The sequence below is a fragment of the Kordia periserrulae genome (genome assembly GCF_003054265.1).
In the GTDB taxonomy this organism is placed as follows: domain Bacteria; phylum Bacteroidota; class Bacteroidia; order Flavobacteriales; family Flavobacteriaceae; genus Kordia; species Kordia periserrulae.
The window spans coordinates 612055-636868 of record NZ_QBKT01000002.1; the positions used below are offsets into that span (position 1 = coordinate 612055).

Here is a 24814-nt window from a genome sequence, read left to right on the forward strand (position 1 = left end):
AGCGTTGATGATTTTTAAAAAAAAGTTTCCTTTGTATATACAGCTAAATACAGCTGATTGTGGCATAACATGCCTACGAATGATAAGTAAATATTATGGGAAAACATTTTTAACAAATGATTTTTTGGATTATAAAATTGTTGATAGAACAGGAATATCAGTAAAAAATATGGGAAAACTTGCTGAGAAATTTGGCTTTGAGCAAATTCCAGTACAAGTAAACTATGAAAAGCTTTTACAATCTCCGAAACCATCAATTCTCTATTGGACACAGAATCATTATGTAGTACTATATAAAATTTCCAAAAAAAAGGTAGTTATCGCGGATCCTGCTTTAGGATTGCTAACGTATAATAAAGAAGAATTTTTGAAATTATGGACAATCGAAGAAAATAAAGGTGTTGCAATACTTTTAAAACCTACAGAAGAATTTTATAATTTAAAAGATAATAATCAAAGGTTTAAATATAATTTTAAATTTATATTTCAATATTTTAAACTTTACAAAGTTCATCTCTATCAAGTTATTATAGGTTTACTTATCGGTGGAATACTTGAAATTTTATTTCCTTTTTTCACAAAATCAATAGTTGATTTCGGAATAGCTAATAAGGATATCGGTTTTTTAAAAATTATATTACTAGCTCAAATAGTTTTTTTTATCAGTAGTGTACTGATTGCATTTTTGAGACGTAGAATTTTACTCCATGTTAGTGCTAGAGTGAATGCATTGATAATTTCTGATTTTTTAATAAAACTATTCAAACTACCTATCAAATATTTTGACACAAAAGTTATAGGAGATTTATCTCAGCGCATACGCGATCATGAAAAAATAGAACGATTTATAAGTCAAAATTTATTGTCAAGTTTTTTCTCTCTATTCAAGTTATTTGTATTAAGTCTAGTACTTTTCATTTTTAATAAAGTCATATTTTTAGTATTGCTTGCAGGAGCATCTATCGAAATATTATGGACAAACTATTTTTTAGATAAGATAGCTATATTTGAAAATAAACGCTTCGCTTTATATGCAGAAGATCAAGAAAAAATTTTCGAATTATTATCAAGTGTCCAAGAAATAAAACTTAATAATATTGAAACTAAAAAAAGATTTGAATGGGAAGAAATACAAGTAAAATTAATGGATTTGTCAATCGCTCGATTAAAACTTGATCAATCTAGGGAAGGTGGAGAACAATTTTTTTCCTATGCACGAAACATTTTTATCATATTTTTATGCGCTTACTTTGTAATTAAAGGCTCAATGACGTTGGGAATTATGCTAGCAATAGTATTCATCTTAGGACAAATTAATTCACCAATAAAGCAACTAATAAATTTGTTTGTTGAAGGGCAAATAGCAAAGTTGAGTCTAGAAAGATTAACAGAAATTCATAATGGAAAGGAAGATGAAGTTTTAATAAAACAACAAATCACACAAAAAAATTATGGAAAAATTCATGATGATATAAAACTACAAAACGTGAATTTTTCATATTCACATAGTGATGAGCAATTGGTATTAAAAGATATAAATTTGAATATTCCTAAAGGAAAAACCACTGCGATTGTTGGCGTGAGTGGAAGCGGTAAAACTACATTACTAAAATTACTTTTAAAGTTTTATGCTCCATTTTCAGGAAAAATTTCCCTTGGAGAAAACAATTTTGAAAATGTCGATGTGTCAACTTGGAGAGATTATTGTGGAGCAGTGCTACAGGATAGTTTCATTTTTTCAGACACTATAAAAAATAATATCGGTTTGTGCGAAAAAGATAACAACGATATTGAAGATGAAAAGATAATAAAAGCAGCTAAAATTGCAAATATCTACCGTTTTATTGAAAGCCTTCCACAAAAGTATGAAACAAAAGTAGGTAGCAATGGAGAAGGTTTAAGTGAAGGGCAAAAACAACGATTATTAATTGCAAGAGCTGTATATAAAAACCCGAATTTTTTGTTTTTTGATGAAGCGACTAATTCTTTAGATGCTGAAAATGAAAAAGTGATTGTTGATAACTTGAATTCTTTTTTTAAAGGAAAAACCGTTTTAGTAGTAGCGCATAGATTGAGTACTGTTCGAAATGCAGATCAAATTATTGTTTTGGATAACGGTAAAATTTATGAAATCGGAAATCACAAAGAATTAATCGATAAAAAAGGAAAATATTTTGAACTTATAAAAAATCAATTAGAACTTGGAAACTAATAAATTATTAGAAAATAGATCTGAAAACGTAAAAAATCGAATGAAAAACATTCCGGGGTTTTTGTTACGTTATGGTATATTAATACTGTCATTTTTTATTGTAATTATCTTTTTTCTTAGTTCATCAATTGAATTCAATTTTAATCAAAAGATAAACTCAAGTACTAAAATCATTTCTAACACCGAGCTAAATATAGTAAACCCTTCTATAAATGATTATCAAAATTTAAAGTATATCAAATTTAATGACAATTTGATTCCGATTGTAGATGTAAGTCTAAGCCATGATAAAAAAAATCTCTACATAAAATTACAAGAACATAATCATCAATTAAACTTAATATCAGAGAATAACGCTATAAAATTCATAGTAAAAAAAAATATCCTTCAATTAATTTTTAAAGAATTTTTCTAATCAATTCAATACCGAAGTTTGGATAGAGAAGGTTGGTTGGGGTAGCATTGATAATCATAAAATACATCTAACACACTTTTTCTAATTACATTCACATATTATCGAGTTACTGTATCTTTTTAAGAATTAAAAAATTCACAATGCTATCATTTTTCACGAATAATTATATTTTTTGAAATAAAAAACTTACTAAATATAGTGTAAAAGATTACTTTTTTGTTTTAAAGACTAAAAGTATATCAAATTAGTAGACTAAAGTGTTTTAACTTTTTTCACATAGTTTAAACGTTTTATGGCTTTTTTGTTATTTAAATATTAACAAGTTAAATAGTTTATGGTTTAACCGTAATCATTTTACCTTTCTGCCTTTTTTATACGTTTTTAGATATTTTTCAATAAAAAAAACAGCTATAATTGTATATGAAAAATGATACATCAATTCAGCTTATACAGAATTGATCTAAAAGTAATTTTAGAAATTCCCCCCGCTTAAAACTTTAAAATAAGAGCACCTCATGTGACTGAGGGAAGCGAAGCTTTGCTCAAAAATTAAATTAATCAGAAGAAAAGTTTATAAAAATGGATTGCAAATATTCTGGCTGGCATGTTTTGTATGTGAAGTCTCGTCATGAAAAGAAAGTTTTAGATGCTTTAACTAGATTGTCTCTTGAAGCATTTCTACCGTTAGTAAAAACAAAGAAGAAATGGAGTGATCGCATAAAGATTGTCCAATTGCCTCTCATTCCTTCTTATATATTCGTAAACTTAAAATCACCGCAGGATTTCCATAAGGCATTATCAGCCAATGGAGCATGTGCTTATATCCGATTTGGAAGTTCGTACGCAAAAGTTCCTGAAAGGGAAATCAATAAGATAAAACTTTTGGTTGGCTCTGAAGACGTGATGAATTTGGAAGTAGATGATCGAGTTCCTAGAGTTGGAGAATTTAGGAAAATTGAGTTTGGCTCTTTAAGTGGTCTGCGATGTGAAGTTCTTAAAGTAAATAATATCAATAAAATAGTTGTAAGAATAGAACAATTAAAACAAAACATTACTGCGATTCTTCCTTCGTATTATTTTGAAAAAGAACCTGTTAGTGCTTAATTTTGAGTGAGGTCTTACGCTGTGAAAATAGCGGAAGAGATGTGTTGAAATCACAATTTTCACGGTCAATTAGTGAAATAATGAAGTCATACCTATAAAGCTTTAGCGTTTTATTTTTTCTATGAAAAATAATTTCATTACTCGAAAATGTTTTCCTGTCAAATTAAGATTATTTTAAATCAGGAACCAATCTGTTAAAGCAGATAACCATCATTGGAAGTATTGAGTCAACTACTTTGGGGCAAGCCCACGAAGCATTTAGCAGAAACGATTAAAAACATTTCATGCAAGCGTCAGAGCATTTTTAATTTAGATTATCAAGTAAAATTAAAAATCTCCTTCTTTTTGAAAAGGCTTATTTCTATATCTACAGTCAAATTATTGAAGAAAATTTACATGTAAAAGTAACAACTAAGTGTAAAGAAAATCAAAGCTTCACTGCTACAATATAACCAATCGTATTTACAATAACATCCATCATGAAAGAACTTATTGCAGAAATTAAATCAAGGGCTATTCAAATAGCTGTTGTTGATGGTGAGTTAGAAGTAATATCAGAAGATGAGCTGGATACTGCATTTATTCAAAAGATAAAACAGCACAAACAAGACTTGATTCATCTTCTTAAAGAATACAATGTAGAAGGAACTCAAAACGAGTTAATACCTGTTGAAATTCAAAAAAATTATCCGCTTACAAACGCACAAAAACGTTTATGGACAGTTTGTCAAATAGACGATAATTCCAAAGCATACACTATTTCGAGCATAGAATTTTTACAACATGTAGATTTTGAAATCTTTAAAAAGTCTGTTGCAAGTGTGATAGAACGACACGAATCACTACGAACTGTTTTTAAGGAAGATGAAAATGGAGAAATCCGTCAGTGGATTTTGCCTTTTGGCAGCATACATTTTACAGTTTCGCTTATTGACTGTACAACAAAAGATATTGCGGAAAATGTTGCTAAAAACCATATTGAAACCGAGAAATACAAGGCATTTGATTTAGAAAATGGGCCTTTAATGCGCACTTCTCTGTATCAGCTTTCCTCGAAAAATTTCCTGTTTCATATCAACATGCATCATATCATTAGTGATGCTATTTCGATGCACATATTGTTGAATGATGTCATGGTGTGCTACGCGGCTTATCAACAAAACAAAACTCCGCAATTAGCTCCTTTACCAATTCAATACAAAGATTATGCAGTTTGGCAACTAAATCATAAAGAATCTTCTACATATACTACCCATCAATCATATTGGTTAAAGCGGTTTTCTGGAGATTTGCCCGTGTTAGATTTGGGCTCGAAAAATATTCGTCCTAAAATCTTAACCAATAACGGAGCTATTTTACATACCTTAATCGATACTAGTGTTACGCAAAAAGCAACTGAATTTGTTGCTGAAAATGGCGGAACACTTTTTCTGTTTTTACTAAGTGCATGGAATGTGCTTTTGACAAGATATGCTTCTCAAAATGAAATCATTATTGGAACTACGGTGTCAGATAGAAATCATGTTGATTTAAAAAATCAGGTTGGTTTTTACATGGAGGCATTGCCTTTACGTACCAAAATAAATTGGGAGACAAACTTCAAAACCTTATATAAACAAATAACGGAACATACGCTGTTAGATTTTTTACATGATAGTTATCCGTTTGATGACTTGGTGAGCGATTTGAAATTGGAGAGAGATGTGAGCAGAAATCCACTATTTGATGTCATGTTTACACTAGATGAAGATGTTCCTGCATCAGTTGCCATTACTCCAGAAAAAGAAACTTCAATCCACGAAACAACAACTCAAACAAGTTTTTCTAAGTATGATTTGGATATCAAAATACGCAAAGTAGAAGGAGAACGTTTACGTCTTGGTATAACATATAATAAAGATATCTATAAAGAAAATTTTATTGAGCAATTAATGACGAATTATTGTCAATTGCTAGAAGTGTTACTAAGTCAAACCACGGAGACATTAGGAAAAATAAACTTTCTCATTGAAAGCGAAACCACAACATACATTGAAGAATTCAACAAACAAACCAATGCTTTTCCTGAAATTGAGTTCGTTACGACACTTTTTGAAAAAAATGCACGAAAGCATAGCAATTCCATTGCATTAGCAGTTGGAAGCGAAACACTTACGTACAGAGAACTTGATGAAAAATCAAATCAATTTGCGAATTATTTACTCAGTAAAGGAGTTTCCAAAGGAGATTATGTGCCGTTGTATATAGAGCGTTCGTTGGAAATGGTTGTAAGCATTTTGGGAATCTTTAAATCGGGTGCTGTTTACATTCCAATTGACGTTCACCTTCCTAAAGAGCGCATGCAATATATTCTGAATGATATTCAAGCAAATTATTTGGTCACAAAACCCGCGCTGGAGAACAACATAGTTCCATCAAGCGAAATGCAAATTTTACATGTTGATTTTGAACAATTGGCTTTGATATCTTCAGGGTATCCAAACAAAAAAATATCAGGCGATTCAGAAGCATATATTATTTATACATCAGGAACTACAGAAAAACCGAAAGGTGTTGTTTTAAGTCATCAAAACTTAGGAACGTTTTTGATGAATGTGGAAGAACATTTCAAAAATATTTCTAGTCAACCACTCTTGGCTTCAAGTGGCTTTGATATTTTCTTATTTGAATTATTTAATCCGTTTCTTTCAGGAGGAACAGCAATATTGCTAAAAGATACACAAGTTAGGGACTTAGACTATTTGCTAAGTGTATTAGAAAATGTCGCGGCTTTTCATGCAGTTCCCGTATTGATGACGCAAATAGTGCAATTCATAAAGCGAAATAAAATTAAAGACAAGTATGCCAATGTAAAAGAATTATACATAGGTGGAGATGAAGTACCAACGCATGTTTTAGAAGATATGTACGAAGTATTTCCCAATGCCACCATTCATGTATTTTATGGCCCTACAGAAGGAACCGTTTTTGTGACTACCAAAAACTACGAACGCAAAAATACAAACTTTAAAGGTGCTGTAATTGGAACTCCGAATATCTGTTCTAAAATTTTCATTCTTGACGATTACGAAAATGCGGTTCCATTTGGAGTTACAGGCGAACTCTGTATAGGTGGTTTTCAAGTAGGGAAAGGCTATTTGAACAATCAAAAATTAACATCTGAGAAATTCATTCAAAATCCTTTTCAACCAACAGAAAAAATATACAAAACAGGCGATTTAGCTCAATGGCTTCCTGATGGAAATATCACTTTCGTGGGAAGAAGAGACAATCAAGTCAAAATCAGAGGACATCGAATTGAACTAGAAGAAATTGTAAAACGCTTGCAATCGAAATCTGAAATTGACAAAGCAATTGTACTTGTAAAAGGAATACAGGAACAAAAAGAATTGGTAGCATACATCGTAAGTTCAGAAACCATAGATGTTTTAGAATTAAGAAGTTTCTTATCGAATACGTTGCCCAACTATATGATTCCTTCGTACTTTATAAGATTACAAGAATTTCCACAAACAGCAAACGGAAAGCTAGACAAGCAAGCATTGCCAAATCCAGCAGATGTAGACCTAAATGCTACTGCGAAATATATAGCACCTACCAACGATATTGAAGAAACGCTGGCAACTCTTTGGCAAAACATACTACATCATCACGGAAAAGTGAGTATCAATGACAATTTTTTTAGTCTAGGAGGCGATAGTATAAAAGCAATCCGAATCATTTCGGATATCAATAAAAAATACGGTGTCAAAATAAACGTAGGATTCTTTTTTCACCAACCAACAATAACATCACTAGCATCAGCAATTTCCAACCAACACAAACTAACGGTACAACCTTAGTTTCGGCATTTTGCAAACAAACAAAGCTTACTTTTACTAATGACAAACAAATCACTCAACAAGCTCGAAGAAGATGTAATGGGCTTCCTAAACGAAGTACAACTCAATTTTCCAGAAGCTATTTCGATGGCTTCTGGAAGACCCGAGGAATCTTTTTTCGATTTGCAAAACCTTCAAGAATATATCAACACGTTTGTAAATTTTAGAAGTAAGGAGACGAACGTTTCCACCGAAGCCTTTTTGAGAAGTTTGGGACAATACAACCGAACCAAAGGAATCATCAACGATATTGTAGCCAAATATCTTAAAAATGACTATCAAATTGATTGCTCACCAGCGGATATCGTTGTAAATGTAGGTTCGCAAGAAAGTATGGTGTTGTCGTTACTTTCGCTGATGAATCGTGATGAAGATGTGTTTTGTGTAGAAGATCCTTCCTATGTGGGAATCAGTCACTTTGCGTTGATTAACGGTTACGAAACCGCTCCAATAGCTGTAGATGCAGAAGGAATCAATTTGGAAGCATTGGAAAAAACCATTGAAGCAACCAAACAAAAAGAAAAATGCGTCAAAGCCGTATATGTCATTCCCGATTTTCAAAACCCTACAGGAATTCGCACACCGATTGAAAAGCGTAAAAAGCTGTTGCAAATGGCAGCAACGCACAATTTCATGATTATTGAAGACAATGCCTACGGAGATTTTGTATTTGAAGACGTAGCCTATCCAACGTTGAAATCGCTTGATACAGAAGGAAATGTAATCTATCTGCACTCGTTTTCTAAAAGTTTGCATCCATCCTTGCGAATGGGCGTGATGGTTGCAGACAAAGTGTTTGAAGACGGTACAAAACTGAGCGATATTATTGCCAAAATAAAAGGCTACACAACCGTAAATTCACCTGCAATTCCACAAGCAATTTTAGCGGGAGTGCTATTAAAAAATAACTATTCACTTCAAAAATACAACGAAGAAAAGTGTCGCAACGTACGTCAAAAACGAGATAGTGTATTGGCATCATTGACCAAGTATATCAACGCTTCCAAAGAAACAAAACTGCAATCAGTTACATGGAATGTTCCTGAAGGCGGCTACTTTTTAACCTTGACATTACCTTTTAAAATCACCAAAGAAGACGTTACTGCTTGTGCAAAAAACTATCACGTCATCTTTACACCGATGTCTTTCTTTCATCTCTCTAAAGGAGGTGAAAATCAAATCCGAATAGCATACAGTTATGTCAAAATAAATCAAATAGAAACAGCGATTGAAAACTTGGTACATTTTCTCGCTACAAAAATTACCAATACATAATACTTATTAACCTTATTACACCATGGAAAAAAATTTAATTGAATCAGACTTCTTAAAAGTCGAATATGACTTTATAGAATACTATGTCGGGATGGCGAAAATGGTCGTCTACTGGCACGTAAAAGCCCTCGGATTTGAAGTCGTAGCCTATTGCGGACCAGAAACTGGCTATCCGGAACAATGTTCGTATTACATCGTAAAAAATGACATCAAATTGGTCATCACCTCAGCTTCCAATCCAAAATCGTATCAAATTGTATCGTTTGTCGATTTGCACGGAAACGGAATCAAAAGAATTGGCGTAAAAATTAAAGATGTGCCAACTTTTTATCAAAATGCTTTAGAAAAAGGCGCAGTTCCGATGCGTTTTCCGTACACCATTTCAGATGCGCATGGTTCAGTTGATATGGCGTCTGTAAAGATTTTTGATGATAACGAAATTGTCTTTGTAGATTATGATAAGTACGACGGCGTTTTTATGCCAGGGTTTGAACCTGTAGAAAGCGGCGAGTGGGATTTTGACAAAGAAGAGTCCTATTTGCAAGATATTGACCATATTGCCAGCGCATTGCGAATCAATGAAATTAAAATTTGGGAAACCTACTTTAACAACATTTTCTCATCCAAAACTGTATCGTGTTTTGACGAACGCCAAAAAGATGGCGAAAACAAAATAGGAATGTATCTAAAAGTGTTACAAACGGATGACAAACAAGTCAATAACGTTTTGGTAGAACCTGATCAACACAAAAACACACAAGTACAATTATTCATTGACCAAAATTACGGTTCGGGAATTCAGCACATTGCATTTTCGTCGTCAAACATCTTTAAATCGGTAGAAATACTTCGTAAAAACGGTGTGAAATTCACATCGTTTCCAGATTCTTATTACAACAATTTGCGTAAAAAATATCCAAAGCTCGATGTTGATAAAATGCAAAAACACGGCGTATTGTGTGATGTTATTGACGATACGTTTTTACTACAAGTATTTACAGCACCTATTGGCGATAGAGCAACATTCTTTTACGAAATCATACAAAGAGTCAACTACTACGAAGGTTTCGGTTTAGATAATATACATGCACTATTTGCGGCTATGGAAGAAGAAATCATGATGAATAAATCATAGTAATAGATGGAAGTATCAACATTTATTGAAGCGTTAGCAGTAATCGTTGGAAAAAAATATGTAATAACTGATGTAGTCGATTTCTATACATATACTAAAGATTATAGTAGTGGAAGAGTAGCGACGCCAATATGTATTGTACGACCAGAATCTACAGCCCAAGTTTCCAAAATTGCAAAACTTTGTAACGATCAGGGTTTTAAAATCACGGTAAGAGGCGGTGGAAGTGGCGTCAGTGGCGGCTGTTTGGTAGATGATTCAAACATTATCTTATCATTAGATCGTCTTAATCGAATTCTTGAAATTAATGAAATTGATCGTTATGTAATTGCAGAAGCTGGTGTAGTGACGCAAGAGCTTCAAAATAGCCTATCTGATAAAAAACTATGTTTTCCACAAAATATTAGCAGTGCTAGTTTGAGTTTTATTGGTGGAAATGTAGCGGTATCTAGCGGAAGTCCAAAATCACTCAAATATGGAAGCACAAAAAATTATGTGATTAATTTGGAAGTGGTATTGCCCAATGGAGAAGTGATTTGGACAGGGAAAAACGTTAAAAAAAATGCCACAGGATACAATTTAACACAACTATTTGTAGGAAGCGAAGGAACTTTAGGGATTATTACTAAAGTGATTTTGCAAATAATTCCTATAAAAAAAGAGGCACTTGTATATGTGCCATTTGATAACCTTCAAAAATTATTTTCTTTCGTACACGAATTTTTCAAGTTGGGAATGAATGCCTCTAGTTTAGAGTTTTTAGATAAAAATGCCTGTCGTTTAGTATTTAAATATTTGAATGAAAAATTTGATGAAAAAAACATACAAGGTGTATTATGGATTGAGTTTGAATCTAACACAGATGCACAAAATTTAGCAAAGATTGAAGCATTATATGCAATTCTCTCAAACTATACGAATCAGGATATTTTAATAGGACAATCGCCAAAAGACATTGAAAATCTCTGGAAATATCGCAAAAAAATTGGAGAAGCAGCCTTAAATCACAAGCCTTTTCATGATTTAGATATTGTTGTACCGCGCTCAAAAAGTAGTGACATTTATACCATTGTAAATTACATCTGTTCTTCTCTTAATTTAGAATATATAGTTGTGGGACATATTGGCGATGGAAACTTTCATATCAACGTCTTTGAAGATGTAAATGTGAGCAGCAATGTATGGATGGAAAAAATAGATATATGCATTTCTTCTTTATATGAAAAAGTAATTGCTTTAGGTGGAGAAATATCAGGAGAACATGGTGTTGGCACACAAAATAAAAGTTATTTTGAGGAATTTACGGCAAAGCAAAACTTGCATCTTATGAAAAGCATAAAAAAAGTATTTGACCCTAAAAATATTCTAAACACGAACAACCTATTTTTAAATAATTAGGAGTTAGATCTTCGTTGGACTATAATTTTAGGAATAAAAAAATTAAAGCTAGAAATAGAAAATTAGGAAATGAATAAGAACAGAGAAGAAAAAGCTATGACAAGAAAAGTACAGTTATTCTTACTACATTTTGCTGGTGGAAATGCATATTCTTATGAATTCTTAAAACCGTATTTACACGATAATGTTGAATTTATTCCTTTAGAATTACCAGGAAGAGGAAGAAGGTTCAATGATAATTTCATCAAATCGAGGGCAGAAGCGGTTCATGATTATGTTTCTCAAATAAACAACAAAAGAAACCAAGCATTGCCATATATCATATTTGGTCATAGTATGGGAGCATCGTTGGGATTATCGGTTGCTTATGAAATGCAACGTTTAGAAGATCAACCGCAACTTTTGGTCGTATCTGGAAACTCAGGACCAGGAGCACCACAAATAAAAGGAAAACCAAAAAAGGAAAAACGTTATCTCATGGATGATGAAACCTTTAAGAACGAACTACGAGAATTGGGAGGAATTCCTGAAGAAGTATTGGAAAATGAGGAACTGTACACTTTTTTCGAACCTATTATGCGCTCTGATTTTGAAATTTTAGAAAAAGATACACTTTCAAACGAATTAAACATAAAACTCTTGTGTCCAATATATGCAATGATGGGATCTGATGAAGATGAATCCGTAAATATTGAAAACTGGAGCCGATATTCCATTGCAGAATGTAGTTTTGAACTTTTTAAAGGAAATCACTTTTTTATTCATAAGCATCCAAAACAAATTATCAATACCATATTTAATATATTCAAGAAAACAGAAGTTCCTCTTTAAAAAGTTACACTACAAAATTAGTATTAAGTAATTATTTAGTCAAATAATCCCTTGCGTCGAAATGCTTTTAATAGTTTCTACGAGATGCTTTGTGGGCTTGCCCGTAAGTAGTTGACTACCGATTTTAATCTGAAAACATCCTATAGCTTGATGCAGACAAGCTGATTAATTCCTGCAAACAAAAAGAAAACAAAAACTAAATAGATTTAACATGCTTCACATTATTGTACCTTACAGAAACAGGGAAAGACAAAAAAAGATTCTTACAGAAACATTGCATAAATTTTTAACTGAAAACCTAAACGATTCGTTTCACATTTATGTTATTGAACAGAACGAAGAAAAAGATTTTAACAAAGGCTGTATCCTAAACGCAGGCTTTATGGAAGTTAACAAAGATCTTCCCAAAGGCGATTATTTTTGTTTGCACGATGTAGATGTAGTTCCAAAAACTACCGAAGCCAATTACAACAAACCACCAAAAGATTGTATCATTCATCCGTATGGACATTGGCATTGTTTGAGTAATATTATTGTAATCAATCCAGAAACTTATCTCAAATTAAATGGATTTTCTACTAAGTTTTGGAAATGGGGTTATGAAGATACTGAATTCTTAATTAGAGCAAACTATCATAAAATTAAGTTGATGCGAGAGAATTTTACCGAAAGATTCCGCTCTAAAATCTATAAAGAACTCGATAAGCAAAATCATGGTGATATGACTCGAAAATCGAAGGAATTAAGTGCGCAAGTAAATAAAATACACTTTGATAATTCAACCATTCATCCAGAACAAACTAAAAAAGAAGGATTAAACACGACAAAGTACACAGTACTAGAAAAAACAGAACACGAGTTTTACACCAACATACTGATTAGAATTGAAAATGAAAATAAAAACTACCAGTATATGAAACACGTGGCAGATTACCATAAGTACCTAATATCTGGAATGGGGAAAAGAAAACCATTTGCTATCTTATCAGACTTAAAGAACTTGTTTAGAAGGAATTAATAAAGATAAGACTTGTGGTTGTTCCTTTATTTTCAACGCTTTTAAGCTGTATTTTTCCACCGTGCAGTAACATAATTTGTTTGCATAAGCTCAATCCAATTCCACTGCCACTTTTTTTGGTAGAAAAGAAAGGAATAAATACGTTGTCAATAACCTCAGGAGCAATTCCTTTGCCGTTGTCTTGAATGCGAATCACCGTAGTGCCTTCAATAGTTTTTTCAGCATGGACGTTAATAACCAATGGTCGGTCGCTTGCTTCGGCTTCAACCGAATTCAATATGATATTGATTAAAACCTGCTCTAAAAGATGCGCGTCTGCATTGATGTAAACATTGGCGTTTTTTTCGAAAAAATGGAGTTCTATATTTTTTTTATTAAGCGATGGTAGTAATATGTTATTGATAGAAGAAAATAAGTCCGCTACTTGAATCTTTTTGAGGTTGATACTATTTATTTTATTGAGTCCGCGGTATGTTTTAGCAAATTGCATGAGTCCTTCACTGCGTTTTTGAATACTTTCAAGAATCAATGTAACATCTTCCATATCTAATGGATACTCTTGTGGAGCATCGGTACTAAGTGCAATTTTATTTTGGAGTGTTTCTGTCAGAGAAGCTATTGGAGCAATTGAATTCATAATTTCATGCGTAAGCACTCGTAATAATTTGTTCCATGATTCATTCTCATTTTTGGTAAGTGTTTCACTAATATTTTGAAGCACCACGAGTTTAAAAGTACTATTGTCCATTTTAAAAATAGTGGAAGTGATTAAAATAGCGCCTTCTTCCTCATGTTGCGTGAGCGGAACAACACTTTTAGAAGGATAGTCTTTTTCTAAAAAAGTATCGTAAATCTCTTTTTTCCTCTTTTTTATAAAATCAATGTTCTTAAGCGTAGGTAGTTGGAGAATTCTTTTAAAGGCATCATTCATCCATAACACTTTGCCCGACTCCGTTTCATACGCAATGATTCCTGAGTCTAATAAAGAAAGTACTTTTTGTAAATATAAATGTTGGGTTTCTCGTTCGGTATCGAGTGCGTGTATCGTTGTATTAGCATCGTTAAATTTTGTATGCAATTCTCGTATTCCTCTTGAACCTTGATTTTCGGGAAACCAGCGTGAAAAATCACGGTGTTTTATAGCATCAAGAAAAGTATATGTTTCACGCAAGCGCTTAACAGAGCTTGTAATTATATTACGAATAATAAAAAAGATAATAATCACAAAAGGAACTACATAAAACAGCACAAAAGAAATATTCTTTTCAAGGGACGCATCTAAAAAGAAATAGGTCAAACATACTGTACACAACAGTAGTGCTCCAATTTGAGCATACAATCGTAATCGAAGTTTTTTATATCCCATATTTTTGCATTCTTCTGTACAGTGCAGATCGTGTAACTCCTAGCTCTTTTGCTGATTGAGAAATATTTCCGCTATTTTTTTCAATAACGCGAACAATAGTATTTTTTTCAACTTCGTCCAAATTTACGGTTTGATTTTGATGCGTATCACTTGCTAAATGTTGTTCGATAGGAGAAAACACAAGATCTTGTTCCGTAAGCACCTGAGAATCGGCCATAATCACTGCGCGTTCAATGATAAATTGTAATTCTCGTACGTTACCTGGAAAAGAATGTGCTTGTAATTTTTTAATAAAACTAGCATCAAACTTCATGGAAGGTTTAAAATATTTTTCAGCATATACTTTTAAAAAGTGTTTTGCTAATAATAAAACGTCTTTGCCACGTTCACGTAACGGAGGAACCCAAATTTCTACGGTATTAATTCTGTAGATAAGGTCTTTTCGAAAATAAGATTCATCTGCCAAACGATCTATTTTTTGATTGGTTGCACAAATGAGTCGGATATCAATAGGAATTTGTTCATTAGTTCCTAAAGGAGTAATGAAACGATTTTGTAAAACAGTTAATAATTTTGCTTGTTGTTGAAGGTCTACATTGCCAATTTCGTCCAAAAAAAGAGTGCCGCCATTCGCAATTTGAAATCGGCCTTCTCTGTCTTGTTGCGCATCGGTAAAAGCACCTTTTTTACTCCCAAATATTTCACTTTCAAATAAATTGGGTGTCAGTGCTCCTAAATCAACTTTTACATAAGGTTGATTTTTACGTAGCGAATTTTGATGAATGGTTTTGGCAATTAAATCTTTACCAGTACCATTTTCTCCAAGAATAAGGACGTTGGCATCTGTTGGAGCAATTTTTTGCAACTTTACAAAAAGAGATTCCATAACGGGACTTTCCCCAATAATTTCAGAATCGTTTAACGTGTTTGATTTATGTATAATTGTAGGTATTGTCTTGGCTTGACCGTCTAAAATTTCTTGAATTGAAGCTAAAAGATGATTATTTTTCCAAGGTTTAACGATAAAATCACTAGCACCATTTTTCAGTGATTTAATAGCCAAATCTATGTCTGCATACGCAGTAATTAAAATGACAGGAATGTCTGCATTAATGTTTTGTATTTCATTTAACCAATAAAGTCCTTCGTTCCCCGTATTTACTGGACTTTCAAAATTCATATCCAAAATAATCAAGTCAAATGGCGTTTCGCGTAAAATGGAATATAAGGCACTTGGTTTTTTTTCAGTGATGACTTTTTTAGCATGCATTTTTAACAACATTGACATGGCAGTAAGGACATCAATATCGTCATCAATAACCAGTATGGAAGCATTTTTCAATTTCATTAGGTAATATTACAAAATTAATGAAGACCTTAAAAGCTAGCATAGTAATTTTTTTAAAATGTTCCAAAACCGAACACATTGTGTCTCAAAACCGAACACTTTGCAAGTTTGAGTAATATTTAATTATCTGGATGTTAAGTGTTTATGGTTTTGGCACGATTATCCTTTTATACAGTAACATATAAAAATCTTTTGTACACATGGATATCCCAATCGAAAAGAAAAAATTTAACAAAAAACGCCTATTCATACTCATGGCAATAATAGCACTGCTCATTATTACAGTAATGGCTATTATGTCTGGAACGGGCTCTAAATTGAACGTTGATTCAGAACATATTATAATTGGTGAAGTAAGTGAAGGTTCTTTTCAGGAAAATATACCTGTATCAGGAACAGTACTTCCTATAAAAACTATTTTTCTTGATGCACTAGAAGGTGGAAGAGTAGAAGAAATTTTTGTAGAAGATGGAGCTATTATGAAAAAAGGAGATCCTATTTTGAAACTGTCAAATACCGATTTAGAACTGAGTTTGATTAACCAAGAAACTTCGGTTTACAATTTACTTACGCAAATGCAAATTTCTCAAAATGCAGCGCGACAAAATACCATTAGTAGACTCAATCAACAAACAGATGTTGAAAATGCCTTGATAGAAGCTAAACGTATTTATGAACTCAATAAGAAATTGTACGAGCAAAATGCTATTGGTGGACAGGAATTTAAATCGTCAAAAAATGATTATGAATATCAATTGCGAAGAAAAGAATTATCAGATCAAATTTTAAAACAAGATTCTATTTCCAATAAAAATGAATTGAGTCAAGCTAAAAGTTCGTATGCACGAACGCAAAGAGCTTTGGATTTAATGCGTAGAAAAGTGGAAGACTTGTTAGTAAGAGCTCCTTTAGATGGGCAGTTAACCTCATTAGATGCTGAAGTTGGAGAGTCAAAAAACAAAGGAGAACGTTTAGGACAAATAGATGTTTTAAGTGGTTATAAAATAACAGCAAACATTGATGAACACTATGTTTCTAAAGTTCATATAGGACAAAGAGGATCGTTTTTACTAAACGGAAAAAACTATGAACTAGAAATAAAGAAAATATATATACAAGTAACCAACGGAAAATTTCAAGTCGATATGGGATTTGTTGGAGAAAATCCAGAAGGAATTCGAAGAGGACAAACAATACAAATATTGTTAGCACTAAGTGCTGAAAAGCAAACCGTAAGAATACCAAAAGGTGGTTTTTACCAAAAAACAGGCGGAAACTGGATTTTTAAAGTTAGTCAAGATGGAGAAAGTGCATTTAGAGTTCCTATTCAACTAGGAAGTCAAAATACAGAATACTACGAAGTGCTAGAAGGCTTGTTGCCAGGAGACAAAGTAATTACTTCGAGCTATGCCAATTTTGGAGATAAAGAAGAACTTATAATCAAATAAAAAAACAAATTTTAAACATAAATAACATGAAAAGAAAAGTATTGTACACCGTAATTGCTTCACTCATCTTCTTTACAGCTTGTGAAGAATCAAAAGCAAAAAATACTGTCAAAAATGATGAAAAAACAGTAGAAGTTACCAAAAATAAAGCTGGTGAAGCCACTGCTCAAAATACCGTGCAAGAAAGTGATGGATTTAAAGAAGTAGCACCTGAAAAAGTTCCAAGAACATTATTATCAGCGCTTATGAAAACATATCCTGATGCATATATTCAAAAAATTTCAGTAAACGATGATGGTGTGTACAGATTGGATGGAAGCATGGAAAGTGATGGTTCTAAAGTAAGATACTATGCAAAAGCTGATGGAACATGGTTGGTAAAAGATGACAAAGGAAATTTTGTTGCAAAAGACAATAACTAAAAATTGAACAATTTCTCGCAATTAATACAATAGCTATTATGATACAAATAACAGATTTAAAGAAAATTTATAAAACCGAAGAACTCCATACCATTGCGTTGAACGATTTGTCTTTTGAAGTAAAACAAGGAGAATTCGTAACCATTATGGGACCTTCAGGATGTGGTAAATCGACACTATTAAATATTCTTGGATTGCTTGACAATGCCGATGGAGGTAGCTATAAATTTAATGGCGAAGAAGTAATTCATTACAACGAACGAAAAAGAGCAGATATTCGAAAGAAGAACATCGGTTTTGTTTTTCAGAACTTTAATCTAATAGATCAATTAACCGTTTTTGAAAATGCAGAACTTCCTTTGGTATATGTTGGACTCAAAAAAGACCAGCGAAAGCAAATTGTGGAAGAAGCTTTGGATAAAATGCAAATTCTTCACCGAAAAAATCACTTTCCACAACAACTATCTGGAGGACAGCAACAAAGAGTTGCTGTTGCGAGAGCAGTAGTGAATAATCCAAAACTAATCTTAGCCGATGAGCCTACAGGAAACTTAGATAGTGCTAATGGTAATGAAGTTATGGATTTGCTTACCGAGTTAAACAATCAGGGAACAACCATTATCATGGTAACTCACAGTGAAAATGACGCCAAATACAGCCATCGAATCATACGAATGCTTGATGGTAAAAAAGTAATTGAAAACAGTCTTGTATAAAATTTGAGGTATGATAGGTAATTACTTAAAAATAGCATGGCGAAATTTACGCTCTAACAAAGAGGTTTTCTTAATCAATATTTTAGGATTGGCTATCGGTATTGCTTCTTTTCTTATTTTAATGCTCTATGTAGTAGACGAATTGAGCTACGATAAACACCATGAAAATGCAGATAATATCGTCCGAATTGTAACTCGTGGTAAAATTGGAGACAACATTATGAATCAGGCACATACACAAGGGCCGATTGCTGATGTATTACAAAGAGAATTTCCAGAAGTAAAAAATACGGCGCGACTTAGAAAGCTTACAGCTACTAAAATTGTATATGGCAACAATACATTTAGAGATGGAAAAGTAGCGATGATTGATCCTAGCTTTTTACAAATATTTACCATTCCTTTTGTAAAAGGGAATGCCGCTACAGCGCTCAACGAACCAAATTCAATAGTTATTGACGAAGAGCAAGCAAAAAAATATTTCGGAAATCAAAATCCTTTAAATAAAATTGTAAAATACGGAGAATCAGGACAGTCATTTAAAGTTACGGGTGTTTTTGAAAAAATACCGACAAACTCTCACTTTCATTTTGATCATTTCATCACAACAACAGGAGTAGAATATGCTAGCAATGACAATTGGACAAGTTCTGATTTTCATACCTATGTATTACTATCTGATGATGTTTCTGCGGAAGCATTTGAATCAAAACTTCCTAAAGTTGTAGAAAAATATATGGGAGCACAAATGGAAAGAGAAATGGGAATTACCTTTTCTGAATTTATAAAGTCAGGTAACAAATTCGGACTCTTTGTGCAGCCTTTAGAAAAAATACATTTATACTCAGATTTTTCAGGAGAAACAGAATTGGAATCTGGAGGAGATATTAAAAAGCTCTACATTTTTGGTTCTGTCGCATTCTTTATGCTTCTGGTGGCATGTATAAATTTCATGAACTTATCTACTGCAACGGCAACACAAAGATCTAAGGAAGTAGGAATCAGGAAAGTATTAGGTTCCAATAAAAAACAGCTTGTACTGCAGTTTTTAGCCGAATCGTTCATCATCACATTAATTGCTACAATTATAGGCTATGTTGTGGTGTTGGCTACGCTAGGCTTATTCAATAATCTTTCGGGGAAAGAACTAGAATTATCGTTCATGTTTACTCCAAAAGTAATTTTTATAGTACTAATGCTTATAGTGTTAGTTAGTATAATGGCAGGCGGTTATCCAGCATTTTATATGTCTTCATTTCAACCAATCAAAGCATTGAAAAGTAAATTTTCTGGCTCTGGAAAAGGAAAAGGAATTCGTAGCATTTTAGTGATACTTCAATTTGTGATTTCTTCGGGATTAATTTTGTTAACGATTCTGGTCGGAAAGCAAATGCAGTACATTCAAGACAAAGATGTAGGATATGAAAAAGAAAACCTCATTGTTATCAGAAATGCAAAATATCTTAGAACAGGTTTAGAAGCTTTTAAAAATCAGCTATTAAACGATCCTAGAGTGGAAAATGTGACCATTTCGTCGTATGTTCCTGTGGGAGAAACCAATAGCAGTAGTTCAGGTATTTTTATAAATCAAAAATTCAATCGTGTTATTGATGTGTATAATGTGGACGAAAATTATATTCCTACGCTAAAAATGAAGGTGGTAGAAGGACGTAATTTCTCCAAATCTTTTGCCGATTCTCTCAACATCATCATTAATGAAACAGCCGCTTCCGAATTAGGATTTGGAAAAGAAGCATTGAATAAAACACTCTCTCGCGAAACGCCTTTTGGACTTGAAACGCTAACGGTTGTAGGTGTCGTTAAAGATTTTAACTATAAATCGTTACACAAAAAAATTGATCCATTAATCATGGTGAATAGACCTTTCGGCGGATTGATTATACGATCTAAAACAAGTGACTTATCAGGTCTTATCAATAAAATAGGAAATACTTGGAGCGAATTCAAAGTAGGGGAACCGTTTTCCTATACAATTATGGAAAATTCGTTTAGTGAACAGTATGAAATAGAAGAAAAAATGGGCACCATTCTAAAAATATTTGCGTTACTGACAATAATAATTGCCTGTTTGGGATTATTTGGACTGGTAACATTTACAGCAGCACAACGATTTAAAGAAATCGGGATTCGGAAAACACTTGGCTCTAGTACTACGCAGATAGTAACACTCTTGGCAAGTGACTTTTTAAAGCTAATACTGATATCGCTCGTCATAGCATTTCCTATTGCATATTACTTTATGAATAAGTGGTTGCAAGATTTTGCATACAGAGTTAATATTGGCGTCATGATGTTTATTTTGACAGCATTCGTAATTATTGTCATAGCTCTATTAACAATTACTGTTAGAAGTGTCAAAGCAGCAAATGCAAATCCTATAGACAGCTTACGAACAGAATAAAAGAAACGAAAAACTTATCATTAACATTTTTATTAAAGCTTACACGTGTGAAAAAATATATCATACATATCTTTTTAATATCTTTTATAACAGGATACGGACAAGAAGCGTCGCAACAAAGAATAACATTATCAGAATGTATTGAAATTGCTATCAAAAACAATTTGGATGTTCAAAAATCTGAGTTCAACAACGCTTCCGAAACCATCAATCACCGTCAAGCTAAATGGGACATGTTTCCTACCATGAATTTAGATTTTACGCATGGAGTTAACAATGGTAGAAGTATCGATCCTTTTACAAATGATGTTATCAACCAGGAATTGACATTTTCGAATGCCCGACTCGATTTGAATGTAACAGTGTTTAACAACTTTCGATTATTAAACACCCTTGCGCAAATGCGGTTAAATAAAGAAGCTTCCGAAATGGAAATTGTTGAAGCAAGACAAAATCTCGTTTTACAAGTGACGCTATTATTTCTTCAAATTCTTAACGGACAAGAAATCTTAGAACTAGCGAAAAGAGAACTGGAATCCACAGAAAAACAATTGCAACGCTTAAATAAGTTAAAAGAACAAGAAGCAGGCGATCCATTAGATTACAACGATATCATGTGGCAAATGAAACTGAACAAAATATCGTTAGTGGAAGCTAAAAATGCTTTAAATATCAATATCTCAAAATTAATTGAGTTGATGAACGTTGATGATGAGGTCAATTTTCTGTTTGAAGATATCATTGATGCTACCACATTTGAAAAATACCAATTAACTCCTTCTGAAGTATACAATCAGGCCGTAGAAAATCAAGGTTCTGTTCAAGCTAGGCAATTACGATTAGATGCAGCAGAAAAAGGAATCAAGGTGGCTAGGGCGAATTACTTTCCAGAGATTTCCGTTTTTGGACAATTAAACACCAACTATTCAAGTCTTGCCCGAATCTTTAGAGAAACGGGAGTTTCAGTAGAAGATACAGGAGCTTTTGTAACCGTAGATGGGAGCGATTTGCCAGTATTTAGTAATGTTCCTCAATTGGTTCCAGAAAGACTCACCTTCTCTAATCAATTTGAAAATAACCTTAATGTGGTGGTTGGACTCTCTGTTAGGATTCCTATTTTTAACGGATTTACTGCAAAAAATAACGTACAGTTAGAAAAAATAAAAAAAGAAGAAAGAAGTGCAGAGCTTACCAATATCAAAAATAGATTAAAACAAGCTATCAATCAGGCTTTTAATAACATGAAGGCGGCTTATGAACGTTACAACTTGCTAAAAGAACAAATTGAATACGCTGAAGAATCCTTTAGAATCAATGAAGTTAAATTCAATGCAGGTGTGTCAAATCTTGTAGATTATATTTTGAGTAAAAATAAACGTGAACAAAATCTCATAAACCTAAGTACTGCAAAGTACGAGTACCTTTTAAATGTAAAAATATTAGAATACTATCGCGGTCTTTAAGATTAATTATCACTGGTATTTTTGGTATTTTAACAAAAAAATGTATTTTTATCAAAATGTCAAATTAAAGACACTTTATAGTTGTTTTTAAAGAAAAAAGACATTACCAAAATATGTTATATTGCGCTAAGCAAATGTAACTTACAGTGGCGAAGCCATATTCTTTAATCACTTGAAACCCGAAATTTAAGCGATTCCATCCACATTTTTAAATAAAAATTAATAGAAGCATCATCGTTTATATGATGCTAAAAACAAATTTCATTATAGTTTTGAATACGATAAAAACTATAATGATATACGGTATTTGTACTACCTAAATTTACGAACATAAATAGTATAAAGTACAAAATAGCTGTAACCAGTAATTGAGCCGATGTATTGCATAACAAATTTGGCTCAAAAAAGGTATTCAAATAACAGCAACGAAGTTGGTTATAGCGGAATTCTCCTCCCATTAAAAAGCAGTTTGATTTTAGCATACCATGCTAAAATCATTTGACTCATTTTTTAGATAAGAACATTTGTGTGATTTTCTAATCTAAAATACGTGTCGTAAATCCCTCATGATGATGTTCAAAATGAAAGGATATTTTATCCAATTCGTATTGAACTATTGCTTTAAAAAATCACATACATAAACACAAGAGTAATGCAGTAACGCATTTGCAATTGTTTTGTAAAACGGACAAGATTAGTATAACAAAGCCAAATATAAAATTATGGAGAAAACAAAAATTGATTACCTAATTATAGGTGCTGGTCCAGCTGGAATTCAACTAGGTTATTATTTTGAAAAGAATAAACTCGATTATTGTATTTTAGAACGAAACGATTGTTCAGGTAGCTTTTTCAAGACTTATCCCAGACACAAAAAACTAATTTCAATCAATAAAATATATACGGGATATGATAATCCTGATTTAAACATGCGATGGGACTGGAATTCACTACTTTCCGATGATACAAATATGTTGCTGAAAAATTACTCAAAAGAGTACTTTCCGCATTCTGATGATTTTGTAAAATACCTTCAAGATTTCGCTGATAATTTTAAATTAAACATACGTTATAATTGTCCTGTAGACGCAATTACGAAAACTGAAGATGGGCTATTTCACGTACAATGTGGAACGCAACATTTTGAGAGTAAACGCGTAATTATAGCTACAGGAGTTCCAAAACAAATTGTTCCAGATATAGAAGGAATAGAACACTGCGAATACTATGCTGATTGTTCCGTTGATCCTGAGGATTATATTGATAAAAAAGTTTTAATCATTGGTAAAGGAAACTCTGGTTTTGAAATGGCAGATTCGTTGGTAGCAACGGCTAGCAGAATTCACTTAGTAAGTCCAAACAATATCAAATTTGCCTGGAAATCACATTACGTGGGTAACTTACGCGCTGTAAATAACAACCTATTAGACACGTATCTTTTAAAATCTCAAAATGCAATATTAAATGCTGATATTGTTAAAATTGAAAAACAAGATAATGGTAAACTAAAAGTGACCGTAGATTATACGCAAGTTCGTGGTGGTGAAAAAGAAGAATTTGAATACGATCATGTAATCATTACTTGTGGTTTTAAAATGGACGACGCTATCTTTAAAGGAAATGCAGTTCCTAATACAGTTTACAACGGGAAATTTCCAGAATTAAGCAATGAGTGGGAATCTACAAATGTTGAAAACCTATATTTTGCAGGAATTCTAACGCATTCTAGAGACTTTAAAAAAGCTACTTCAGGATTCATTCATGGATTTAGATATAACTGCGAAGCACTTGCTAAAATTCTGATGAGAAAGCACGAACAAAAAGAACTCCATTTTAACGTTTTAAAAGGAATTGATACCGCCAAACTTACAGAACAAATTATTGAAAAAATCAACCTTAGTTCAGCATTGTGGCAACAATTTTCTTTTATGGGAGATGTGCTTATTGTAGATAAAGAAAATAACGAAACACGCTACTGTGAAGCTCTTCCGTGTGATTACATAAAAGAAGTACTTTGTAAGGATGAGGAAGAATATTACATCATTACACTTGAATACGGTTCTAGGCATTTTGATCCTTTTTCTGAAGATGTTGAACGTATCAATCGTTTTGATGCCGAACACGCAGACGAAAGTGACTTCTTGCATCCTGTAATCAGAAAATATTCCAAAGAAAAAGAAGTAGCAACAATCCATCTTATTGAAAACTTCCACAGTGAGTTTGACAAACCAGAACATATTAAAGCACTCAAAAAATTTCTTGATGCAGAAGTGCTCAATGGCAATGCTGTGAAAAATAACTTAGTGAGTTATTAAAATAAATGAAAACATATTCTGACGCTTTCGTGAGCATGAAAAGTC

Annotated in this window: 16 protein-coding genes; 14 read left to right on the plus strand and 2 right to left on the minus strand. The window is 32.6% G+C overall.

The genetic code is table 11. The annotated features are described in order from the left end of the window. Window positions 1-7: 7 nt before the first annotated feature. The 8 genes from C8N46_RS06730 to C8N46_RS06770 all read left to right on the plus strand — a co-directional run bounded on the left by C8N46_RS06730 (window position 8) and on the right by C8N46_RS06770 (window position 13269). Window positions 8-2212: a peptidase domain-containing ABC transporter gene (locus C8N46_RS06730; protein ID WP_108114098.1), complete on the plus strand. Its 2205-nt coding sequence runs from the start codon at window positions 8-10 to the stop codon at window positions 2210-2212. Between the two features lie 994 nt (window positions 2213-3206). After that, on the plus strand, window positions 3207-3731 hold the full coding sequence (locus C8N46_RS06740; protein WP_108114100.1) for a UpxY family transcription antiterminator: 525 nt from the start codon (window positions 3207-3209) through the stop codon (window positions 3729-3731). 479 nt (window positions 3732-4210) lie between these two features. Further along, a complete protein-coding gene (locus C8N46_RS06745; RefSeq protein ID WP_108114101.1) occupies window positions 4211-7573 on the plus strand; it encodes a non-ribosomal peptide synthetase in 3363 nt (1120 codons plus the stop codon). 39 nt (window positions 7574-7612) lie between these two features. Next, a complete protein-coding gene (locus C8N46_RS06750) occupies window positions 7613-8887 on the plus strand; it encodes an aminotransferase-like domain-containing protein (protein ID WP_108114102.1) in 1275 nt (424 codons plus the stop codon). 22 nt (window positions 8888-8909) lie between these two features. Further along, window positions 8910-10022, plus strand: coding sequence for a VOC family protein (locus C8N46_RS06755; RefSeq protein ID WP_108114103.1), 1113 nt, complete (start codon window positions 8910-8912; stop codon window positions 10020-10022). 6 nt (window positions 10023-10028) lie between these two features. Next, a complete protein-coding gene (locus C8N46_RS06760; RefSeq protein ID WP_108114104.1) occupies window positions 10029-11420 on the plus strand; it encodes an FAD-binding oxidoreductase in 1392 nt (463 codons plus the stop codon). 69 nt (window positions 11421-11489) lie between these two features. Beyond that, window positions 11490-12251, plus strand: coding sequence for a thioesterase II family protein (locus C8N46_RS06765; RefSeq protein WP_108114105.1), 762 nt, complete (start codon window positions 11490-11492; stop codon window positions 12249-12251). A gap of 211 nt (window positions 12252-12462) precedes the next feature. Beyond that, entirely contained in the window at window positions 12463-13269 is an 807-nt protein-coding gene (locus C8N46_RS06770; protein ID WP_108114106.1) for a galactosyltransferase-related protein, read from the plus strand. Here the strand turns inward: C8N46_RS06770 and C8N46_RS06775 are convergent. Beyond that, entirely contained in the window at window positions 13256-14635 is a 1380-nt protein-coding gene (locus C8N46_RS06775; protein ID WP_108114107.1) for a sensor histidine kinase, read from the minus strand. The two genes, C8N46_RS06770 and C8N46_RS06775, sit on opposite strands and share 14 nt — an antisense overlap. After that, the gene (locus C8N46_RS06780) at window positions 14625-15983 is read right to left on the minus strand and encodes a sigma-54-dependent transcriptional regulator (RefSeq protein ID WP_108114108.1); all 1359 of its coding nucleotides are present in this window, start codon (window positions 15981-15983) and stop codon (window positions 14625-14627) included. Before C8N46_RS06780 ends, C8N46_RS06775 begins: the two co-directional genes overlap by 11 nt. Before the next feature lie 200 nt (window positions 15984-16183). Between C8N46_RS06780 and C8N46_RS06785 the strand changes: the two genes are divergently transcribed. The 6 genes from C8N46_RS06785 (at window position 16184) to C8N46_RS06810 (ending at window position 24769) form a co-directional block, all read left to right on the plus strand. Continuing rightward, window positions 16184-17431: an efflux RND transporter periplasmic adaptor subunit gene (locus tag C8N46_RS06785; RefSeq protein WP_108114109.1), complete on the plus strand. Its 1248-nt coding sequence runs from the start codon at window positions 16184-16186 to the stop codon at window positions 17429-17431. Window positions 17432-17457: 26 nt separating this feature from the next. Further along, window positions 17458-17853 (plus strand): hypothetical protein, encoded by a 396-nt coding sequence (locus tag C8N46_RS06790; RefSeq protein WP_108114110.1) that lies wholly within the window; start codon window positions 17458-17460, stop codon window positions 17851-17853. Between the two features lie 38 nt (window positions 17854-17891). Then, window positions 17892-18569, plus strand: a complete 678-nt coding sequence (locus tag C8N46_RS06795; protein ID WP_108114111.1) for an ABC transporter ATP-binding protein — start codon at window positions 17892-17894, stop codon at window positions 18567-18569. Between the two features lie 10 nt (window positions 18570-18579). Continuing rightward, a complete protein-coding gene (locus C8N46_RS06800) occupies window positions 18580-20991 on the plus strand; it encodes an ABC transporter permease (protein WP_108114112.1) in 2412 nt (803 codons plus the stop codon). Window positions 20992-21038: 47 nt separating this feature from the next. Beyond that, a complete protein-coding gene (locus C8N46_RS06805) occupies window positions 21039-22454 on the plus strand; it encodes a TolC family protein (RefSeq protein WP_108114113.1) in 1416 nt (471 codons plus the stop codon). Between the two features lie 722 nt (window positions 22455-23176). After that, window positions 23177-24769: an NAD(P)-binding domain-containing protein gene (locus C8N46_RS06810; protein ID WP_108114114.1), complete on the plus strand. Its 1593-nt coding sequence runs from the start codon at window positions 23177-23179 to the stop codon at window positions 24767-24769. Window positions 24770-24814: the final 45 nt, after the last annotated feature.